Source organism: Micromonospora sp. NPDC005173 (genome assembly GCF_040608515.1).
Taxonomy (GTDB): domain Bacteria; phylum Actinomycetota; class Actinomycetes; order Mycobacteriales; family Micromonosporaceae; genus Micromonospora.
In genome coordinates this window covers 107,100-126,940 of the sequence record NZ_JBEXIK010000017.1, presented here as the reverse complement: position 1 = coordinate 126,940, position 19,841 = coordinate 107,100, and the positions used below count along the sequence as shown (strand labels likewise).

Annotated in this window: 15 protein-coding genes; 6 read left to right on the top strand and 9 right to left on the bottom strand. The window is 73.2% G+C overall.

Features of this window, described 5'->3' with window-relative positions:
- Positions 1–63 precede the first annotated feature (63 nt).
- Positions 64–1,449: a trypsin-like peptidase domain-containing protein gene (locus ABZV00_RS20435; protein ID WP_355608455.1), complete on the bottom strand. Its 1,386-nt coding sequence runs from the start codon at positions 1,447–1,449 to the stop codon at positions 64–66.
- 208 nt (positions 1,450–1,657) lie between these two features.
- On the opposite strand from ABZV00_RS20435, the gene ABZV00_RS20430 reads away from it, so the two are divergent.
- The 4 genes from ABZV00_RS20430 (at position 1,658) to ABZV00_RS20415 (ending at position 7,495) form a co-directional block, all read left to right on the top strand.
- Positions 1,658–2,995 (top strand): ribonuclease D, encoded by a 1,338-nt coding sequence (locus tag ABZV00_RS20430; protein WP_355608452.1) that lies wholly within the window; start codon positions 1,658–1,660, stop codon positions 2,993–2,995.
- 189 nt (positions 2,996–3,184) lie between these two features.
- Positions 3,185–4,381, top strand: coding sequence for an acetyl-CoA C-acyltransferase (locus ABZV00_RS20425; RefSeq protein ID WP_355608450.1), 1,197 nt, complete (start codon positions 3,185–3,187; stop codon positions 4,379–4,381).
- On the top strand, positions 4,378–6,447 hold the full coding sequence (locus tag ABZV00_RS20420; RefSeq protein WP_355608447.1) for a 3-hydroxyacyl-CoA dehydrogenase NAD-binding domain-containing protein: 2,070 nt from the start codon (positions 4,378–4,380) through the stop codon (positions 6,445–6,447). Before ABZV00_RS20425 ends, ABZV00_RS20420 begins: the two co-directional genes overlap by 4 nt.
- Positions 6,448–6,664: 217 nt before the next feature.
- Positions 6,665–7,495 (top strand): hypothetical protein, encoded by an 831-nt coding sequence (locus tag ABZV00_RS20415; RefSeq protein WP_355608445.1) that lies wholly within the window; start codon positions 6,665–6,667, stop codon positions 7,493–7,495.
- Between the two features lie 57 nt (positions 7,496–7,552).
- Here ABZV00_RS20415 and ABZV00_RS20410 read toward each other — a convergent pair whose 3' ends face one another.
- From ABZV00_RS20410 to ABZV00_RS20395, 4 genes are all read right to left on the bottom strand, one after another.
- Complete coding sequence (locus tag ABZV00_RS20410; RefSeq protein WP_355608442.1) at positions 7,553–7,972, bottom strand: VOC family protein; 420 nt, start codon at positions 7,970–7,972, stop codon at positions 7,553–7,555.
- A complete protein-coding gene (locus ABZV00_RS20405; protein WP_355608440.1) occupies positions 7,969–8,376 on the bottom strand; it encodes a VOC family protein in 408 nt (135 codons plus the stop codon). Before ABZV00_RS20405 ends, ABZV00_RS20410 begins: the two co-directional genes overlap by 4 nt.
- A gap of 172 nt (positions 8,377–8,548) precedes the next feature.
- Positions 8,549–9,733, bottom strand: coding sequence for a HAMP domain-containing sensor histidine kinase (locus ABZV00_RS20400; RefSeq protein ID WP_355608437.1), 1,185 nt, complete (start codon positions 9,731–9,733; stop codon positions 8,549–8,551).
- The gene (locus tag ABZV00_RS20395) at positions 9,730–10,398 is read right to left on the bottom strand and encodes a response regulator transcription factor (protein ID WP_088951539.1); all 669 of its coding nucleotides are present in this window, start codon (positions 10,396–10,398) and stop codon (positions 9,730–9,732) included. The genes ABZV00_RS20400 and ABZV00_RS20395 overlap by 4 nt, the downstream gene beginning before the upstream one ends.
- A gap of 139 nt (positions 10,399–10,537) precedes the next feature.
- Between ABZV00_RS20395 and ABZV00_RS20390 the strand changes: the two genes are divergently transcribed.
- Complete coding sequence (locus tag ABZV00_RS20390) at positions 10,538–11,716, top strand: peptidase C39 family protein (protein WP_355608434.1); 1,179 nt, start codon at positions 10,538–10,540, stop codon at positions 11,714–11,716.
- Here the strand turns inward: ABZV00_RS20390 and ABZV00_RS20385 are convergent, their stop codons facing one another.
- Positions 11,717–13,003: a PQQ-binding-like beta-propeller repeat protein gene (locus ABZV00_RS20385; protein WP_355608432.1), complete on the bottom strand. Its 1,287-nt coding sequence runs from the start codon at positions 13,001–13,003 to the stop codon at positions 11,717–11,719.
- The gene (locus ABZV00_RS20380) at positions 13,000–14,280 is read right to left on the bottom strand and encodes a PQQ-binding-like beta-propeller repeat protein (RefSeq protein WP_355608429.1); all 1,281 of its coding nucleotides are present in this window, start codon (positions 14,278–14,280) and stop codon (positions 13,000–13,002) included. Before ABZV00_RS20380 ends, ABZV00_RS20385 begins: the two co-directional genes overlap by 4 nt.
- Before the next feature lie 150 nt (positions 14,281–14,430).
- On the opposite strand from ABZV00_RS20380, the gene ABZV00_RS20375 reads away from it, so the two are divergent.
- Positions 14,431–16,296, top strand: coding sequence for a hypothetical protein (locus tag ABZV00_RS20375; protein WP_355608426.1), 1,866 nt, complete (start codon positions 14,431–14,433; stop codon positions 16,294–16,296).
- On the opposite strand, the gene ABZV00_RS20370 is transcribed toward ABZV00_RS20375, so the two are convergent.
- On the bottom strand, positions 16,293–18,080 hold the full coding sequence (locus ABZV00_RS20370) for a hypothetical protein (RefSeq protein ID WP_355608424.1): 1,788 nt from the start codon (positions 18,078–18,080) through the stop codon (positions 16,293–16,295). The genes ABZV00_RS20375 and ABZV00_RS20370 overlap by 4 nt on opposite strands.
- Positions 18,080–19,795: a hypothetical protein gene (locus tag ABZV00_RS20365; RefSeq protein WP_355608500.1), complete on the bottom strand. Its 1,716-nt coding sequence runs from the start codon at positions 19,793–19,795 to the stop codon at positions 18,080–18,082. The genes ABZV00_RS20370 and ABZV00_RS20365 overlap by 1 nt, the downstream gene beginning before the upstream one ends.
- Positions 19,796–19,841: the final 46 nt, after the last annotated feature.

Sequence of the window (19,841 nt, the reverse complement as noted above, 5' to 3'; positions counted from 1 at the left end):
GGAGAGGGCCGGCGGTGGCCCTGGGTGACGAGAGCGGCCCGGCGACGTGGCCGGGCCACCGGTTCAGCAGATCTTGAAACCGTCGCAGGCGACCTTGATCGGTACGGCCAGCCCGATGCCCTCGGCGTCGCGAGCCTTGGCGGTGGCGATGCCGACCACCTGCTTGCTGCCGTTGACCACCGGCCCGCCGGAGTTACCCGGGTTGATCGGGGCATCGAACTGGATGGCCGGCCCGGAACTGCCCTGAGCGTCGCGCAGCGCGCTCACCACACCGGTCGTGACGCTGTCCTCCAGGCCGAGCGGAGCGCCGACGACGACGATCTGCTGGCCGGACTTCACCGCGGCGGACGCGGTGACCAGGCCGGTGAACTTGCCGCTGGCACGCAGCTGCGCCACGTCGTTGGTCTTGTCGACCTTGACGATGGTGGCCGGGAAGCGCTGGTCGGTGCGCTCCAGGAAGACCTGGCGTCCGCCACCGTCCCAGACGGCCTCGACGACGTGGAAGTTGGTGAACAGGTTGGTCCCGCCACCGGTGGCCGGCTTACCGACCGCGAACGCGCTGCCGGTGAACTGACCGGCCCGGACCCGGAACACGCTGGGCAGCACCGCGCTGGCCACCGCCTCCGGGTTGAACGCGGCACCGGCCTGCTTTTCCAGTGCCTCCGCGCGCTTCTCCAGGTCGTCGAGGCGGGTGCCGTCGCCGTCCTGGGCCTGCGCCAGGCGCTGGTCGGTGTGGCTGAGCCGATCGCCGAGCCGATCGAGCTGGTACGCCTGCAACCCGGCCACCAGGGCCAGCACCACGACGGTCAGCGTGGCGAGCAGGATCGGCCAGCGACGGCGGCTGGGCCGGGCGGCCGGCGGCGGGGCGGCACCCGGCCAGCCGGGCTGCGCGGGACCACCCGGGTAACCCGCGGTGGCCGGGTCGCCGAGCGGTGGGTACCCGCCGCCCGGGAAGCTCGGCCCGGGCGCCCCGGGGAAGCCCTGTCCGGGCGCTCCGGGGACGCTCGGCCCGACGGCCGGCGGATAGCCGACGGTGCCGGCGGCCGACGGTGGTGCGCTCGTGCCATAGGTCGGGGCGGCACCCGGGGTGGCTCCGCCGTACGGGCCGGCCGGCGTCGTGCCGTACGGCGTCGGCGACGTGCCCGGGGGTGCCACAGAAGCGGTGCCGTAGTGCGCGGCCGGGGCAGTGCCCGGGGTGGTGCCGTGCGGAGCCGGCGCGGAGCCCCACTGCCCGTTGTTGGGTGGAGCGGCCCAGCCGGTGCGGGGAGCCGGGACGGTCAGGGACGGATCGGTACCGCCGGTCGGGGTGGCGGAGAAGGGCGACCCGGGGTACGGCTCGATGCGCGGTGGCAACGGTCCCGGCCGTTCGGCCCCGGGCATCGTTCCACCCGCGCCGTCAGGCTCGGCGCCCGCCGCTCGCCCGTCCCCCGAACCGTAGCCAGCCGTCATGATCGCCTTGCCTTCCCGTGGTGTCCCCGTGCCGCCATCGACCCGCGTGTCACAAGATCGGGACCGGCGGCTCGATGGACCGTACCTGCGTCAAAGGGCTTTGTCTCCCCCGATGTCCGGCATCCGAAATGACACCTTGTGGACACCCAACCGACACGCAGCCGACCGGCTGCACCCGCCGGATCACCGCGCGCACTAGGGTTGGCAGGTGACCGACGAACCACCCCTGCGCCGTCGGCCCACCGAAGAACTCCCGGGAAACGCACCCCACCACCCGCCGTCGGCCCAGCCGCAGCCGGCGGGCGAGGGGACCGACCCGACCGACGGTGGGCCCGTTCCGCTGATCGCCCCGCGTGACGGCACCCCCGATCCGGTGGCCGCGCCGGCTGAGCTCGCCGAGGTCGTGGCCCGTTTCGCCGCGGGCACCGGCCCGGTCGCCCTGGATGCCGAGAGGGCCTCCGGGTACCGCTACAGCCAGCGCGCCTACCTTGTGCAGCTCCGGCGGGCCGGTGCAGGTACGGCGCTGATCGACCCTCTGCCGCTGCCCGACCTCAGCGCGCTGGACGCGGTGATCGGCGAGGCCGAGTGGGTGCTCCACGCGGCCAGCCAGGATCTGCCCTGCCTGGCCGAGGTGGGGCTGCGCCCGCGACGCCTGTTCGACACGGAACTGGCCGCTCGGCTGGCCGGATTCGAGCGGGTCGGCCTGGCCGCGCTGACCGAGCAGCTACTCGGGTTCACTCTGGAGAAGCACCACTCGGCGGCTGACTGGTCGAGCCGGCCGCTGCCCGAGTCGTGGCTGACCTACGCCGCCCTCGACGTGGAGCTGCTCACCGACCTGCGTGACGCGCTCGACGCCGAGTTGGCCCGGCAGGGCAAGTCGGAGTGGGCCGCGGAGGAGTTCGCCGCGCTGGTCCGTACCGGGGCACGCCCGCCCCGGGTCCGCGCGGAGCCCTGGCGGCGTACCTCCGGCATCCATCGGTTGCGCGGCGCGCGGGCCCAGGCCCGGGTCCGCTCGATGTGGTACGCCCGGGACCAGATCGCGTCCCGACGGGACGCCGCACCCGGCCGCGTGCTGCCCGACTCGGCGATCATCGCCGCCGCCGAGCTGGACCCGAAGGACGAGAAGACCCTGCTGACGCTGCCCGGTTTCGGCGGCCGGTCGGTACGCCGGCTGGCCCGCACCTGGCTGACCGCACTCGACGACGCCCGGCAACTGCCGGACGATGCGCTGCCGGTCACCCCGGCGGTGGAGGGTCCGCCCCCGCCGCACCGGTGGGCCGAGCGGGACCCGGTGGCCGCCGGTCGGCTGGCCCGTTGCCGGGAGGTCGTGGTCCGCATCGCCACTGAGCACAACCTGCCTCCGGAAAATCTGATCACCCCGGATTCGGTCCGCCGGCTGGCCTGGACCCCGCCGGAGGAGGTCACCGAGGAGACCGTGGCGGAGACCCTGCGCGGCTTCAACGCCCGCGAATGGCAGATCGCCCTCCTCATCCCCCACCTGACCCCGGCCCTGACCCCGGAACCCTCCACCCCTCCCGTCCCCTGACCCACCTCCACCGCAGTTGATCATGAAGTTGTTGCCATCGGAACGGCGTGTCCCGACAACAACTTCATGATCGACCGGGCTGGGCGTTCGTGGTCGGTGTGGGGTGGGCCACAACGGGGGGTGCGGACGGGGTTGGTTACTGGCGAGTAGCATTCGGTGGAACGTGCCCGTGTCGGCTAGGAGGCTCAAGTGCCCCGTGAAGTTCGAGATGTCGTCTTCGTCGACGGCGTCCGTACCCCGTTCGGCAAGGCGGGTGGCATGTACGCCAACACCCGCGCCGACGATCTGGTGATCCGCTGCATCCGAGAACTGCTGCGCCGCAACCCGCAGCTGCCGCCGGAGCGGGTCGAGGAGGTCGCCATCGCGGCCACCACCCAGATCGGCGACCAGGGCCTCACCATCGGGCGGACCGCCGCCCTGCTGGCGGGTCTACCCAAAACCGTTCCCGGCTTCGCCATCGACCGGATGTGCGCCGGTGCGATGACCGCGGTGACCACCGTGGCCAGCGGCATCGCCATCGGCGCGTACGACATCGCCATCGCCGGCGGCGTCGAGCACATGGGCCGCCACCCGATGGGTGAGGGCGTCGACCCCAACCCGCGCATCGTCGCGGAGAAGCTGGTCGACCCGTCCGCGCTGGTCATGGGCGCGACCGCGGAGAACCTGCACGACCTGGTCCCGCACATCACCAAGGCACGCACCGACGCGTTCGCACTCGCCTCGCAGCAGAAGACCGCCAAGGCGTACGCCAACGGCAAGCTCCAGGACGACCTGGTGTCGATGTCCATCCGTGATGCGGAGGGCGGCTGGGGTCTGGCCACCGTCGACGAGGCCCCCCGGGACACGTCGCTGGAGAAGCTCGGCACCCTGAAGACCCCGTTCCGCCCGCACGGCAAGGTCACCGCGGGCAACGCGGCCGGCCTGAACGACGGCGCCACCGCGAGCCTGCTCGCCTCCGAGGACGTCGCTCGCGAGCTGGGCCTGCCGGTCGCCATGCGGCTGGTGTCGTTCGGCTTCGTCGGCGTGGAGCCCGAGGTGATGGGCGTCGGCCCGATCCCGTCGACCGAGAAGGCGCTGCGCATCGCCGGGCTCAGCATCGACGACATCGGCCTGTTCGAGCTGAACGAGGCCTTCGCCGTGCAGGTGCTCGCCTTCCTCGACCACTTCGGTATCGCCGACGACGACCCGCGGGTCAACCCGTGGGGCGGTGCCATCGCCATCGGTCACCCGCTCGCCTCCTCCGGCGTACGGCTGATGACCCAGCTGGCCCGCCAGTTCGCCGAGCACCCCGAGGTCCGCTACGGCGTGACCGCCATGTGCATCGGCATCGGCATGGGCGGCACCGTGATCTGGGAGAACCCGCACTGGACGGAGGGCAACAAGTGAGCGCGCTCGCCGCACCGAACGAGGTCGTCACCAAGGCGCTGCTGCGCCAGGTGAACGTACCGGGGCTGGACCGGCCCGCCGCCCTGATCACGCTGGACAACGGCTTCGACCACACCAAGCCGAACACCTTCGGCCCGGGTGGGCTGACCAGCCTGGACGAGGCGATCACCGCCGCGCTGGCCGCCGACCCGGCGTTCATCGCGGTCACCGGCAAGCCGTACATCTTCTGCGTGGGCGCGGACATCGTCGGCCTGCCGCAGCTCGCCGACCGCGCGCAGGCGCTGGAGATCGGCCGGCTCGGCCACCGGGTCTTCGCCCGGCTGAAGGACAGCACCGTACCCACGTTCGCGTTCGTCAACGGCGCGGCGATGGGCGGCGGCCTGGAGCTGGCGCTGCACTGCCACTACCGGACGCTCTCCGGCGGCGCGGCGGCGCTCGCCCTGCCCGAGGTCTCCCTCGGTCTGGTCCCCGGCTGGGGCGGCACCCAGCTGCTGCCGAACCTGATCGGCATCCCCGCCGCCACCCAGGTGATCATCCAGAACCCGCTGATGCAGAACAAGATGCTCAAGCCGAAGCAGGCCGCCGAGCTGGGCATCGCGGACGTGCTGCTGGAGCCGGCCGACTTCCTGGAGCGTTCCCTGGAGTGGGCCGCCAGCGTGGTGCGCGGCCAGGTCACCGTGACCCGGCCCGAGGTCGACAAGGACATGTGGGCGGGCGTGCTCTACTTCGCCCGGGAGACCCTCAACCAGCGGCTGCACGGCGCGGTCCCGGCCGCATACAAGGCACTGGACCTGCTGGAGACGGCGAAGGACGCCGACTTCGCCGCCGGCACCGCCGCCGAGGACGAGGCCCTCGCGGACCTGATCTTCTCCGAGGAGCTGCGCAGCGGCCTGTACGCCTTCGACCTGGTGCAGCGGCGGGCCAAGCGCCCGGCCGGCGCGCCGGACAAGGGCCTGGCCCGACCGGTCACCAAGGTCGGCATCGTCGGCGCCGGCCTGATGGCCAGCCAGCTCGCGCTGCTGTTCGCCCGTCGTCTCCAGGTGCCGGTGGTGATGACCGACCTGGACCAGTCCCGGGTGGACAAGGGCGTCGGCTACGTGCACACCCAGATCGAGAAGGCCGTCACCAAGGGCCGGATGGACAAGGGCACCGCCGCCAAGCTGTACGGCCTGGTCAGCGGCACGGTCGACAAGAGCTCCTTCGCCGACGCCGACTTCGTCATCGAGGCGGTCTTCGAGGACCTGGGCGTCAAGAAGCAGGTCTGGGCCGAGCTGGAGAAGATCGTCTCCCCGGAGGCGGTGCTCGCCACCAACACCAGCTCACTCTCGATCAGCGAAATGGCCGCCGAGCTGGAGCATCCCGAGCGGGTGGTCGGCTTCCACTTCTTCAACCCGGTGGCGGTGCTGCCGCTGCTGGAGATCGTCCGCGGCGAGCGGACCGACGACGCCACCCTCGCGACCGCGTTCGCGGTCAGCAAGCAGCTGAAGAAGTCCTCGGTGCTGGTCAAGGACGCACCGGCGTTCGTGGTGAACCGGCTGCTCACCCGTTTCCTGGGCACCGTCTTCGCCGCCGTCGACGCCGGGACCCCGCTGGACGTGGCGAACAGCGCACTGGACCCGCTGGGCCTGCCGATGCGCCCGCTCGCCCTGCTTCAGCTGGTCGGGCCGGCCGTGGCGTACCACGTTGGCGGCACCCTGCACGCGGCGTACCCGGACCGGTTCGGTGTCAGCGAGAACCTCAAGCGGATCGCCGACTCGGGCCAGCCGATCGTGGTCGACGACCAGATCAACGACGAGGTCGCCAAGCTGCTCGTGGTCGGTGACCAGCCGCTGACGGCCGAGCAGGTACGGCAGAACGCGCTCGACGCGATGGCGCAGGAGATCCGGCTGATGCTGGACGAGGGCGTGGTCGCCGAGGCGCAGGACATCGACCTGTGCATGATCCTCGGTGCCGGCTGGCCGTTCCACCTGGGCGGCGTCACGCCGTACCTGGACCGGACCGGCACCAGCGAACGGGTCACCGGCCGCCGGTTCCTGCCGCGCGGGGCGGCGAGCCTGCCCGCCTGACCGGTCACAGCACCACCGTCGCGGTGGTCGGACCGTCCCTCGTGGACGGGGCCGGCCACCGCGATCGTTTCTGCGCCAACGGATTGCTCGCGGACCCGCGCACCGACCGCCCGCAGGCGCGCAAACGGGCAGCGCAGGGCACGTGTGAAGGGGCAGCGGGCGGCCCCGCCACCGGGTTAAGATCACCCGCTTTGCCATCCCATCTTGGAGCTGACTGATGTCCCAGCCGCCGGCCACCCCCTACGGCCCGCCGCATAATTCCCCTCCCCCGCCGCACCAGCCGCAGCAGCCCGGTGGTTGGCCGCAGCAGCAGCAGCCCGGTGGTTGGCCGCAGCAGCAGCAGCCCGGTGGTTGGCCGCAGCAGCAGCAGCCCGGTGGTTGGCCGCCGCCGCAGCAGCAGGGCTTCCCGCCCGCGCAGCCGGGTCAGCCGTACGGCGGCCCGAACCTGCCCGCCGGCCCGCCGCCGAAGAAGTCGAAGGCCGGCCGGATCGTGCTGATCGTGCTGGCCGTGGTGCTGGTGCTCTGCCTCGGCGGAGCGGCGATCACCTGGTTCGCCGTCAAGGACGAGGTGGGCGACGTCGTCGATGCCACCAACACCCGGGTGTCCGCACCGGCCACCCTCGCCGGCCGACCGAAGAACACCGACCCGCAGTTGCAGAGCGTCGCCGACGCGATGGTCGCCGAGATGAAGACGACGGCGCAGAACGAGACCAGCGCCGTCGGCGCCTTCTACGGCGACCCGGCCAAGCAGGACCTCTTCATGATCGCCGCCGCGTCCGGGCTGATGACGGACCCGAAGAAGGAGCTGGACGACGCGGTGGCCGGGCTCTCCAGCGAGCTGGGCATGGCCTCCATGGCGACGGTCGAGCCCGGGCCGCTCGGCGGTGACGCGCGCTGCGGCGACGGCAAGGCCAAGGACGTACCGGTGGGCATCTGTGTCTGGGCCGACCGGGGCAGCGTGGGCATGGTGATCATGTACTACAAGTCCGCCGCCCAGGTGAAGGCCGAGTTCGTCACCATCCGGGGGCAGGTCGAGCAGCGCTCCTGAGCCGTACCGACCGGAGCCCCGGCCACCTTCGGGTGGCCGGGGCTCCGTACGTCAGCGTCAGGCCGGTTCGCCGCCTGCCGCGGCGGCCCGCGCCGCCGCTGCCGCCGCCCGCTCGGCCGGGTTACCGAGCACGCAGAACTCGTTGCCCTCGGGGTCGGCGAGCACCACCCAGCCCCCGCCGGTCGGGCCGACGTGATCGGCGACGTGGATCGCGCCGACGCCGAGCAACCGCTCGACCTCCTCGGCCCGGGTCCGGTCGGTGGGTTGCACGTCCAGGTGCAGCCGGTTCTTCACCGCCTTGTCCTCCGGCACGGCGATGAAGAGCACCTCCGGGCCACCAGGCGGCAGGAGCATCGCCTCCGGGTCGCCGGGGAAGTCGTCGGGCTGCCGGGGGCAGTCGAAGACCTGCGACCAGAAGCCGGCCAGCGCGTACGTGTCGTGACAGTCGATGCTGATGTTGTGGATCGTCGAACTCACGGTTGAGCCTCCAGAGAGGTGGCAGGGACACGCTCGCCGGCGCTGCGGACCACGCAGAACTCGTTCCCCTCCGGGTCGGCGAGCACGGCCCAACCCGTGCCGTCGGCGTTCCGTCGGTCGGCGACCATGCTGGCTCCGAGGCCGAGCACCCGCTCGATCTCCTCGTCCCTGGTCCGGTCGACGGGTTCCAGGCAGATGTGGAGCCGGTTCTTGGTCACCTTGTCTTCGGGCACCGCTTGGAAGAACAGGTTCGGGGTGGCGTCGTCCGGCGGCAGCAGGGCCGCCTCCGGGTCACCGGGGGCGTCCTCGGAGTGCCGGGCGTACCCGAGCACGGCCGACCAGAAGCCGGCCAGGGCGTACGTGTCGTGACAGTCAAAACTGATGTTGCGGATCCGTGGATACACGGGTGTTCCCTCCGTGCTGAATGGGGACGCTCCGCCTCCGGGTGTCAGCCGAGAGAGACCCGGGGCGCGGAGCCAGTGTTGGTGGACATTCGACGCACCCCCCTTCGATCTCGAGCTGACGACGTGATCTTTCCATCCGGCGCGGACTGCCCGCAACCCGGTACGGGACAGGTCAGCCGCCGATGGCGGGCACCGGGCCGGTCACCGCCGGGGCGTCCGCCGACGGCAGGGTGACCGTCACCTCCAGGCCGCCGCCGGTCTGCGCGATGACCCGCACCGTGCCGCCGTGCGCCTGGCAGACCGCCCGGACGATGGACAGCCCCAGGCCCGAGCCGCGGGCCCCGGTCCGCTCCCGGCCGCCGCGCCGGAACGGCTCGAACAGCCCCGGCACGTCGACCTGGTCCACCTCGAAGCCGGTGTTCCCCACCACCAGCCAGGAGCGCTCGCCGTCCGAGCCGGTGCGCACCCAGAGTCGGCCGTGCAGGTGGTTGTAGCGGACCGCGTTCTCGATCAGGTTGCCGGCCAGCCGGTCGAGCAGCCCCGGGTCGCCGACCACCGGCGCGGACTCCAGCGAGGTCTGCACCCGCAGCCCGATCCGGTCCACCTCCCGGCGCATCGCCGACAGCGCGTTGGCCGTCCCGGTGGCCAGGTCACATTCGGTACGCCGGCCGAGCCGCCGCCCGGCCTGCGCCTCGCTGCGGGCCAGCACCAGCAGCGCGTCCACCAGGTCGTTGGCCCGCTCGGAGGCGTCCCGGACCACGGTGGCCATCCGTCGGTACTCGGCCGCGTCGGCCTCGTCGTCGCTGAGCGTCACGTCGATCTCGGTCCGCATCACCGCGAGCGGGGTACGCAGCTCGTGCGAGGCGTTGGCCACGAAGCGCTTCTGCGCCTCGAACGCGGACGCGATCCGGTCCAGCATGGCGTCGAACGTCTTGGCCAGCTCGGCCACCTCGTCGTCGGCTCCCGAGTAGCCGATCCGCTGGTCCAGGGTCGCCTCGCCGAGCCGCTGCGCCGTCGCGGTGACCTGGTGCAGTGGACGCAACGCCCGGCCGGCGACCGCGTACGCCCCGGCCACTCCCACGATGCTGATCGCCAGCAGCGCGACCAGGCCCTTGGCGAGCAGCTCCCCGGAGGCGGCGTCGACCAGTTGGTGCTGCCACTGACCGGCGTCCAGCGACCGGCCGTCGGCCAGGACCACCGTGGTGCCGGGCAGCAGCTCGTCGGTGGGCCGCAGCGCGTCCCGGACGAGCAGCCAGGCCAGCAGCACCAGGATCGCTCCCGCGCCGACCAGCAGCACGCCGTTGAGCAGGGTCAGGCGCAACCGCAGGGTGGGCCGCAACCGCGCCCGCCCCGTCATGCCCCCACCTCGGCGGTGCGGTAGCCCGCGCCGACCACCGTCTCGATCAGCGGTGGATCACCGAGCTTCTTGCGCAGCGTCATCACGGTGACCCGGACGATCGTGGTGAACGGGTCGGTGTTGGCGTCCCACACCCGTTCCAGCAGCTCCTCGCTGGAGACCACCGCGCCGCGCGCCTTGAGCAGCTCGCTGAGCACCCCGAACTCCTTGTTGGTGAGGTCGACCGGCACACCGGCGCGGGTGGCGACCCGGCGGGCCGGGTCGAGCACCAGGTCGGCCAGTTCGAGCACCGGCGGCGCGGCCGGGGTGGCCCGCCGGCCCAGCGCCTGCACCCGGGCGACCAACTCGTCGAAGGCGAACGGTTTGGGCAGGTAGTCGTCCGCGCCGAGCTGCAACCCCTCCACCCGGTCGGCTACCGTGCCGCTCGCCGTCAGCATCAGCACCCGGGTCAGCGCGCCCGAGGCGGCCAGGTCCGCGCAGATCTGATCACCGTGCACGCCGGGCAGGTCGCGGTCCAGCACGACCACGTCGTACCGGGTGACGAACGCCGCCTCGTGGCCGGCATCGCCGTCGTAGGCCACGTCGACCGCCATCCCCCGCTTGCGCAACCCGCGCGCGATCGCGTCGGCGAGGTTGCGCTCGTCCTCCACCACCAGTACCCGCATCCCGGCCTCCTCGCTGCTGACCACCGACAACGTAGTGCCGGCCGGCAACCATCGTCCCTCGCCGCCCGCGCCGCCCGGCGTTGCGGGCCATCCCGGCGTACGCGATGCTTCCGACACCCCAGCGACGGACGGACCTGTCATGACCATCGCGGCACCACCCACCCGGCGGAACATCGCCTACCAGGGCTTCCACCTGCCGGCAGACCAGACGGCCGGCACCGGAGACGGCCTGCACACCACCGACCGGGGGCTGACCCTGCGCAGCGCCGACCGGCCGGTGTCGCGGGGCAGTTGGACGTCACCGCCGGTGCGGGTCGGCTTCGGAGTCACCAACGTGGTGCCGTCCTGGACCGCCGACACCCCCGACGGCTGCTGGATCGAGGTCGAGCTGCGCGGCTGGCACGGAGACGCGCCCAGCACCGACTGGTACCTGCTGGCCCGCTGGGCGGCCGACGACCGCGCGGTACGGCGCGCCTCGGTGCCCGGGCAGCGCGACGGCGACGCTCGGGTGGACACCGACACGCTGGTCGTGACCGGGGCGACGGTCACCGGCTGGCAGGCCCGGGTGACCCTGTGCCGGCCGGACGGCAGCCCCGCGGCCCCGGTGCTGCGCAGCGTCGGCGCGGTCGCCGCCGGCCACGCCCCGGCCGAAGCCGCCGGTGAGCCGGGGCCGGAGGAAGGCCGGGAGCCGGCCGTCGGCGCCGGGCGTGGGACTGTGCTGGACGTGCCCGGCTACTCGCAGCGGCTGCACGCCGGCCAGCACCCGCAGTGGGGTGGCGGCGGCGACTCGTGGTGCAGCCCCACCTGCACCTCCATGGTGCTCGCCTACTGGGGGGCCGAGCCGACGCCGGAGCGCTACGCCTGGGTGGACCCGCCCGGCCCGCGACCGGTGGTGGTGCACGCCGCCCGGCACTGCTACGACCACGCGTACGCCGGGGCCGGCAACTGGCCGTTCAACACCGCATACGCCGGCCTGCACGGGGTGGATGCGTTCGTCACCCGGCTGCGGTCGCTGGCCGAGGCGGAGGCGTTCATCGCCGCCGGCATCCCGCTGATCGTCTCGGCCGCGTTCCGGGCCGGTGAGGTGCCGGGCCTGCCCTACGACACCAGGGGGCACCTGATGGTGCTGGTCGGCTTCACCGCCGACGGTGACCCGGTGCTCAATGACCCGTACGCGCCGGACGACGACACGGTTCGTCGGACCGTGCCCCGGCAGCGGTTCGAGCCGGCCTGGCAGCGGGGCAGCGGCGGGGTGACGTACGTGCTGCGGCCGGCGTCGGTGCCGCTGCCCCCGCCACCCGCCCAGGCCAACTGGTGATCAGTCGGGTAACTGCCACAGCCCGTACGAGCCGTCCATCCGCCGGCACAGCAGCCGACCGACGCTCGCCTGGCACTCCCCGATCGCGTCCGGCAGCACGTCCAGCACCCGCACCTCCCCGGTGCGGACGTCCAGCTTGGCGACGAGCAGCCCGCCGCCGGGAAGTCGGCGCACCCCGACCATCGGATCGTTGAGGCCGAACTGGGCCAGTTCCCACCGGCCCAACTCGGCCACCACGTCGCCGGTGGCTGGATCGAGCGCAACGAACTGCTCATTCCTGCTGCCGGTGCTCTCCGACGGGGTGGTCACCAGCCGACCGTCGTAGGGCCAGGCCCACCCCCAGCGCCCGCTGCTCCAGAGCAGCCGGCCGGTCGCGGGGTCGACCGCCCGCAGCCCGCCGGCTGGGCTCTGCAGACAGACGACGGGACCGCAGCCCAGCACGTACAGCTCCCCGTCGCCGGTGGCGCTCCAGCGCCGGTCCAGCCGGTCCAGCCCGTAGGCGGTGGCCGTGGCCGGAGATCCGCCGACGGTGACCAGCAGGTCGTCCACCACCTGCACGGTCGGGTACGGCCCACGGCCGGGCGCGCCCAGATTGGCGCGCGCCAGCACCGTGCCGGTGGTCGCGTCGCGTACCTCGACCTGCCCGTCCGGACGGCTGAGCACCACCCGGTCCACCCCGTGCTCCGTGCCCCGAAAGTTGATCTCAGCGGGGGTGGTGGACAGCTGCCAGCGCACGGTGCCGCAGCACGGATCGACGGCGCGTAGGCTGCCCGCCCCCTCGCCGTCGGTGGACTGCAGCAGCAGGTTCCCGTCGGCCAACTCGACGGCGCTGCCCGGCTGCTGCCAGCCGTACGCCCCGGTCGCCCGGTCCAGCGTGATGGTGAGCGCGCCCTGACCCCCGGGGTCGCTCTCGTGCCCGGTGACCAGCAGCATCCCGCCCTGCTCGGAGACCCCCCAGATTCGGCCGTCCACCGGCAGGGGCACCTGCCAGACCGGCTCGCCGTCGGGCAGCCGGAAGGCGGCCAGCCGCCGCTGCCTCGACTGCGAGCTGAGCGGGTCGAGGAGGAAGAAGAGGTCGCCGGAGACGAACGCTTCGGTGCCCGGCTGCCCCGGCAGCGTCACCACGGCACGGCGGGGCGGCGGCCCGGCGGCGGCGAGGGTGACCAGCAGGAGCAGCAGGACCAGCGCGCAGCGCAGCGGCCGGCCGTTGGCGCGGGGCGGACGGGGCAGCGGGACGGAATCCGGCTCGTGCCGCAGCTCGCCGAGATCGATGACCGGGCCGGTCACGGCCGCAACCGCCACAGTGCGGTCGAGCCGTCGAGGCGCCGGCAGAGCAGGACCGGCAGCGCCGCCTGGCATCCGCCCAGCACGTCCGGTAGGACGTCCAGGATCCGCGGCCGACCGGCCACCAGGTCCAACTCGGCGACGACCAGCCGATTGTCGGCCCCCGGCCGTACGCCGATCAGCGGATGGTCGCGCTCCGGCACCGGCACCAGGTCCCACTGGCCCAGCTCGACCCGGACCCGCCCGGTGGCCGCGTCCCGCACCGCGTACCGCTGCTCCGGCCCGGCCACCAGCAGCCGGCCCTGCCGGGTGTCGGCCAGCGTGTCCTGGCCCTGGTCCGACCAGCGCACCGTGCCGGTCGCCGGGTCGAGGGTCTGGATGCCGCCGGTCTGTTGCAGCGCGCAGAGCAGGTCGCCGCAGTCGACCACATAGGACACCAGCGGCACGTCGGCCGTCCACCGGGCCTCCAGCCCGGGCAGCCCGTAGCCGACCAGTCGGGTGCTGCCGGGTGGGACGAGCAGCAGCAGGTCACCCACGACCTGCACCCGCTGGAACGCCGCCCGGTCGCCGGGCAGTGTGTCGAGGCTGCGCAGCAGGCGGCCGGTGCCGGCGTCGTGCACCTGCACCTCGCCGGTCGGCTGGACGAGGACGAACCGGTCGACCTGGCCGTCGCCCAGGTGGTAGCCGGGGTTGCCCGGCGGTGGGACGGGCTCCGACCAGAGCATCTGACCGGTGTCCGGCGCCACCCGGCGTATCGCGCCCGGCCCGTCCGCCATGGTGTCAATCAGCAGCAGACCGCCGTCGACGGTCCACTGGGCGGCCCCGGGATGCTGCCAGCGCTGCTGGCCCGTTTCGGCGTCGAAGGCGGTGGTCTGGAACACTCCGTTCGCGGCGCTGACCTCCAACATCAGCACCAGGCCCCCTTCGGCCCGCACGTCGAGGACATCACCGGTACGGGTCAACCGCACCTGCCACCGACGTCGCAAACTGCCCCCCGAGGTGGACGACGGCTGCGCGTACGCGGTCAGGTACCGACTACCGCTGGGTACCGACGGGTCGACGACGAAGACGCCGTCCCCGGCGAGGTACGCCATGGCGCCCTGCGACGCCGGCACCGGGGTCACCACGCGCTCCGGCACCGGTGTCGCACTGGCCAGCGCCACCAGCGCCACCAGCAGCACCGCCGCGCAGCGCAGCGGACGGCCGGCGGCGCGCGGCCGGTGGACCGGCGGCGCCGAGGCCGGCTCCTCCCGGACCTCGCCCAGCTCAATGATCGACACCGACCGTCCTCCCCCCGCCACGCGCTGCTGGCCGACGGGTCACCTCCGGCAAACCGGCCGTGGGTGCACCGGCCCGGCAAATGCGACGCGTGGTCGCCTGTACGATGGCGCGTCGTGGCTGTGCCGGTGGTAGACCCTTCGCTGAATCCCGTGACCGACGTCGACCCGGCCGAGGCCGAACCGACGCGACGGCCCCGACGGCGCCCGGTCCGCGCCGACCTGTTGGCCCTCGGAGCCTATGTGCTGCTGGGCGTGTTCGTCTGCCTCAACTACTGGGGGGACGTGCAGGGCCGGGTCTCCTCCCACCTGCCCACCGACCACAGCTGGTTCGAGTGGCTCTTCGCGCACGGCGCGTACTCGGTGCAGCACCTGGAGAACCCGCTGTTCACGGCCCGTCAGAACGCCCCGGACGGGGTGAACATGATGGCCAACACCTCGCTGCTCGGGGTGACCCTGCCGCTGGCCCCGCTGACCATGCTGCTCGGTCCACAGGTGATGTACGCGCTCTACCTGGGCGGGGCGTTGGCGGCCACCGCCGGCACCTCGTACTGGATGCTCTCCCGGCATCTGGTGCGCTCCCGGGCCGCGGCCTTCGTCGGCGGCGCGTTCCTCGGCTTCGCGCCGGGGATCATCCACCACGCCAACGGCCAGCCGAACTTCGTGTCCAACTTCCTGCTGCCGCTGATCGTGGTGCGGGTGCTGCGGCTGGGTGAGCCGGGTCGGTGGCGGCGCAACGGGCTGGTGCTCGGGGTGCTGGTGGCGTACCAGATCTTCATCAACGAGGAGATGCTGCTGCTCACGGCGCTGGCCTGCCTGGTCGTCGTGCTGGCGTACGCCGTGCAGCGACCGGCGGCGGCACGGGCCGCAGCCGGCCCCTTCCTGGCCGCGCTCGGCGTCGGCGGCGGGCTGGCGTTGCTGCTCGCGGCGTACCCGATCTGGTTCCAGTTCAACGGCCCGCAGTCGTACCGCGGCCTCCAGGGCGGTGTCTTCCACAACTGGGGTGAGGACCTGGTCGCCTTCGTCACCTTCGCCCGGGACACCTGGGCCGGGGACCCCGCGGTCGAGAAGACGATCGGGCTGACCGAGCAGAACACCTGGTTCGGTTGGCCCTTGGTGCTGCTCTCGGTGGTGGCCCTGGTGCTGCTCGTGCGCCGGTCGCTGGCCGCCCGGATCGTCGCGGTGCTGATCGTGGTCTTCACCGTGGCCGCGATCGGGCCGACGGTGCGCTTCAACGGCGTGGAGACCGAGGTGCGCGGCCCGTGGTCGTACGTCCCGGACGACCTGCCACTGGTCGAGATGATGATGCCGACCCGGTTGAGCCTGGTGGTCGCCGCCGCGGTGGGCGTGCTGCTCGCGCTGACCTGGGACGCGGCGGCCCGTCAGGGCCGGCCGCTGGCCGACCGACCCCGGGTGCCGGCACCGCGCGCCGGCGAGCCGAAGCCGGCGACGTCCGGTGAGTCGACCGCACCCGCGCCGGTCGCGTCGCGCCGGCGGTGGCTACGCCCGGTGGGGTACGCGGCGGTGGCCCTCGCCCTGCTGCCGCTCTTCCCCCGGCCGCTGCCGGCCCAGCCGATGGACCCGCCGCCGCACTTCATCACCGCCGGCGGCTGGCGGCCGTACGTGCCGGCGGGCGGGACCCTGGTGCCGGTGCCGATCCCCAGCAACGTGCACGGCCTGCCGACGCTGCGCTGGAGCGCGCTGACCGGGCAGGAGTTCCCCGTCCCGGGCGGCTACTTCATCGGCCCGAACGAGGTGGGTGAGGGGGTCTTCGGCGCGCCGAACCGGCCGACCAGCAGCCTCATCTATTCCACGATGGACACTGGCGTGGTGCCGGCGCTCACCGACGAGAACCGCCGTCAGGCCGTCGAGGACCTGCGGTTCTGGCGCGCGTCGGTGGTGGTGCTCGGGGCGCACCCGCGTGAGGCGGTGCTGCGCGACCTGGTCACCGCCCTGCTCGGGCCGCCGCAACGGGTCGACGACGTCTGGGTCTGGGACGTCCGCGCGCTGGTGGGTTAGACGCGGTCCCGGACGTCCCACACCCACCCGCCGTCGACCGGTCGGCCCGGGCCGAGCAGCTCCTCGACGGTCCGGCGGACCGGGTCGCCGTGCGGCAACCGGCCGAGCACCACCAGCGCGGCCCGCCAGTGCCGCAGATCCTCCAGGGCCTGCCGGCGGTCGGTGTCGTTGAGCACCGGCACCGTGCCCGTCTCGGCCACCCGGCGCAGCAGGACGGCGGTCGGCCGGTCCGGCGCTCCCCAGCGGGCCGCCGGGTCGTCCGGGCCGCTCGGGCCGATGAAGTACCCGCCCGGCGCGCGAAACGCCAGCCCGGTGCGGGCTGACCAGAGCATCACGGGGCTGAGCGCGGCACCGGTGACCGGGGGTACCGCCACGATGGTCCGGCCCGGCGGCACCAGCGGGCGCCACCCTCCGTCGGCGACGAACCCCGGCACCGGCGCGACGGGCACCGCCCGGATCGGCGTCGGGACCAGGGGCAGCAGCGCGGCGGCCACCGCGCCGGTCCAGAGCAGCCGTACCGGCAGCCCCGGTGCGGCCGACGGCCCGCGCGCCGCCCGGACCCGGTCCAGGGAGAGCGCCACCAGCAGGCCCAGCACCGGCACACACACCAGCGCGAACCGGGCCGGCACCGCGAGGTCCAGCAGCGGCAGCCCGGCGACCAGCCGGTACGGCCCCGGGATGCCGGTGGCCGTGCCGTCCACCCGCAGCTCGGTGCCGAGCGACAGCAGGGCGAAGATCAGGCCGCAGCCGGCCAGCGCACGGACCAGCGGTCGTCGCCACAGCCAGATCACGATCACCACGGCGAGCACCAGCAGCCCGGGGCCGAAGAACGAGTTCTCCTCGGTCGGGTTCGGCGAGAGCAGCCCCGGCAGCCAGTCGTCGCCGAGCACGGTCTGCCGCGCCGATGCGGTGAACGACGCCGCATCGAGCTGGAAGCCGTGCACGGCGAAGGCCATCCCGGAGTAGTGCTGCGGGCCGCGGAACTGGAACCACAGCGGGTACGCCAGCAGCGCCGCCGCCACCACGGCCGCCACCCCGAGCCGGCCGAGCAGTGCCGGTGCGAGCCGCCGGGCGGCCACCCGGTCGGCGAGCGCGTAGCCCAGCGCGAACACCCCGGCGGCGAGCGCCAGGAAGACCAGCACCTCCTCGCCGATGAAGACCTGCCAGGCGAGCAGCAGGCCGAGGCCGACGCCGGGCCGCCACACCCCGCCCGGACCCGGCCCGGGCCGGAACACCAGGGCGAGGATCGCCGGCACCAGGAACTGGGCGGCCATGTGCAGGTGTGCGCCGGCCTGGGCGATCATGCCGGGGGCGAAGCCGCAGATCAGCCCACCGACCGCCGCCGCGGACCGGGCGGTGACCAGGCGGCCGCGCAGCAGCGCGTACCAGGCCGTGGCGGTGCCGGCGAGGCAGCAGACGACCGCCACGCAGAACGCCGCCTGCGAGCCGAAGAGCAGGGTGACCGGGGTCAGCGGAACACCCAGGCCGAGCACCGAGGTGTTCGCCATCAGGTTGACCCCGTCCGGCGCGTTCAACGCGGTGCTGTAGAGCGGGTTCTCCCCTTCGGTCACGGCGTGGGCCGCGTGGGCCAGCATCCACTCGAAGAGGACCTGGTCGCCCGCCTGGTGGAACAACCGCCCGGGGTGGCGCCACTGCCCGCTGGTCAGCAGCACGGCCAGAACCAGATAGCCGGCCACCACCAGCGCGTCCGGCAGCCACGCCCGCCGCGGCCGGTCTGGCGTCGCCGGGACCGTCGTCGCCGGGGACGCCGTCCCGGTGGTCATCAGACCGAGCGGTCGGTCAGTGTCCGGACGTCCCACACCCAGACGTCCAGCTCTTGGCGGCCGGGACCAACCAGATCCTCGACGGTACGCCGCAGCGGTTCGGCGTTCTGCTGCCGGACCGGCAGCACCAGGATCGCCGCCCGCCAGTGCCGCAGTTCGTCCGTGAAGCGACGGCGCTGCCGGTCGTCCAGCTTGGGCGTGCGCCCGGTGGTCGCCACCTCCTCCAGCACCTGACCCACCCCGCTCGGCCGGCCGCCGAACCGGCCAGGGTCACCGGTGTTGCCGTTGCGGGGGGCGAGGAAGTAGCCGCCGGGGATCTTGAAGTCGAGATTGGTGGCCGCCGCCCAGCGCATGCCGTGCGTGTTGCCCATGCTGGGCACCGGGATCGGCACCAGCGTCTGGTCCGGGCCGACGTACGCCCGCCAGCGGTCGGCGGTGATGAAGTCCGGCACCGGCGGCCGGGAGACCATCCGCAGCGGCATCGGGGCGATCGGCAGAAGCGCGAACGCCAGCCCGGCGACGGTCAGCTTCCGCACGGTGCGCCGGCCGGCCGGACGCAGCGCCCAGGCCCGCTCGACGGCGAGCGCGAGCAGCAGACCGACCACCACGCTGGTGATCAGACCGAACCGGGTCGGCACCACGGCGTCCAGCAGCGGCAGGTGCACCAGGAACTGCCAGGGCCCGGTGACCAGCTCCCGGTCCCACCAGGAGATTCGCTCACCGAGGGAGAGCACGGCGAAGAACACGCCGGTTGCCGCGAGCGCCCGGACGACCAGATTCCGCCGCAGCCAGACCACGACGCCGACGGCCAGCAGCGACAGGCTCCAACCGAAGAAGGCGTTCTCCTCGGAGTAGTTCGGCGACAGGTTGACGTTGGCCCGCTGGTTGCCGCCGAGGGTGGGCGAGCCGGGGGCGAAGAAGGCGGCGATGTCGTTGCCGTAGTCCTGCACCGCGTCGCTGAGCCCGTGGTACGCCATCGGCCCGGCGAACTGCACGTACAGCGGGTACGCCAGCAGCGCCCCGGCCAGCAGCGCACAGGCTGCCAGGCCGGCGCCCAGCGGTCGCCACGCCGCTCGCCAGCGGGCTGGCTCCTGGACGAGCACCGCGAGCAGGAAGATCCCGGAGGCCATCGCCGTGAAGAGCAGGATCTCCTCGTTGATGAACGCCTGCGCGGTGACCAGCAGCGCCAGCAGTGCCCCGTCGCGTACCGGCCGGCGGGACCGGGTGAGCACCAGCACCCGCCAGACGATGAACGGCAGCAGGAACTGGCTGATGATGTTCGGATGCCAACTGGCGTGCGAGAGCATCGCTGGGGAGAACCCGCAGAACCACGCGCCGGCCGCCGCCGCCAGCGGGGTACGCACCAGGTGCCGGGAGAGCATGACGTACCAGGCCATCGCGGTGCCGGCGAGGCCGAGCGTGACCAGCACCACGAAGGACACCGCAGGCCCGAAGAGCAGGGTCACCGGCACCATCGGGATGCCCAGCGCCAACACGGCCGTGTTGGCCATCAGGTTGACGCCGTCGGGGTAGTTGAACTGCTCGGTGTAGAACGGGTACTCGCCGTGCAGCACCACGCGTACCGAGTGGGCGAGGAAGAACTGCACCTGGGCCGGGTCGCCGGTGTAGAGCGACGCCGCCCGCCCGGCAGGGTCCAGCCAGATCCGGCTGGTCACCCAGACCGCGGCGAGCAGGAACAACCCGCCCACGGCCAGGTCCTGCCGCCGCCGCGTCCACCGACGACGCCACGTCCCGACGGTT

Excerpts from the sequence above, each read along its gene's own strand:
- ABZV00_RS20435 (WP_355608455.1), bottom strand. The coding sequence starts at position 1,449 with ATGACGGCTGGCTACGGTTCGGGGGACGGGCGAGCGGCGGGCGCCGAG.
- ABZV00_RS20415 (WP_355608445.1), top strand. The coding sequence starts at position 6,665 with ATGTCCCAGCCGCCGGCCACCCCCTACGGCCCGCCGCATAATTCCCCT.
- ABZV00_RS20400 (WP_355608437.1), bottom strand. The coding sequence starts at position 9,733 with ATGACGGGGCGGGCGCGGTTGCGGCCCACCCTGCGGTTGCGCCTGACC.
- ABZV00_RS20395 (WP_088951539.1), bottom strand. The coding sequence starts at position 10,398 with ATGCGGGTACTGGTGGTGGAGGACGAGCGCAACCTCGCCGACGCGATC.
- ABZV00_RS20390 (WP_355608434.1), top strand. The coding sequence starts at position 10,538 with ATGACCATCGCGGCACCACCCACCCGGCGGAACATCGCCTACCAGGGC.
- ABZV00_RS20370 (WP_355608424.1), bottom strand. The coding sequence starts at position 18,080 with ATGACCACCGGGACGGCGTCCCCGGCGACGACGGTCCCGGCGACGCCA.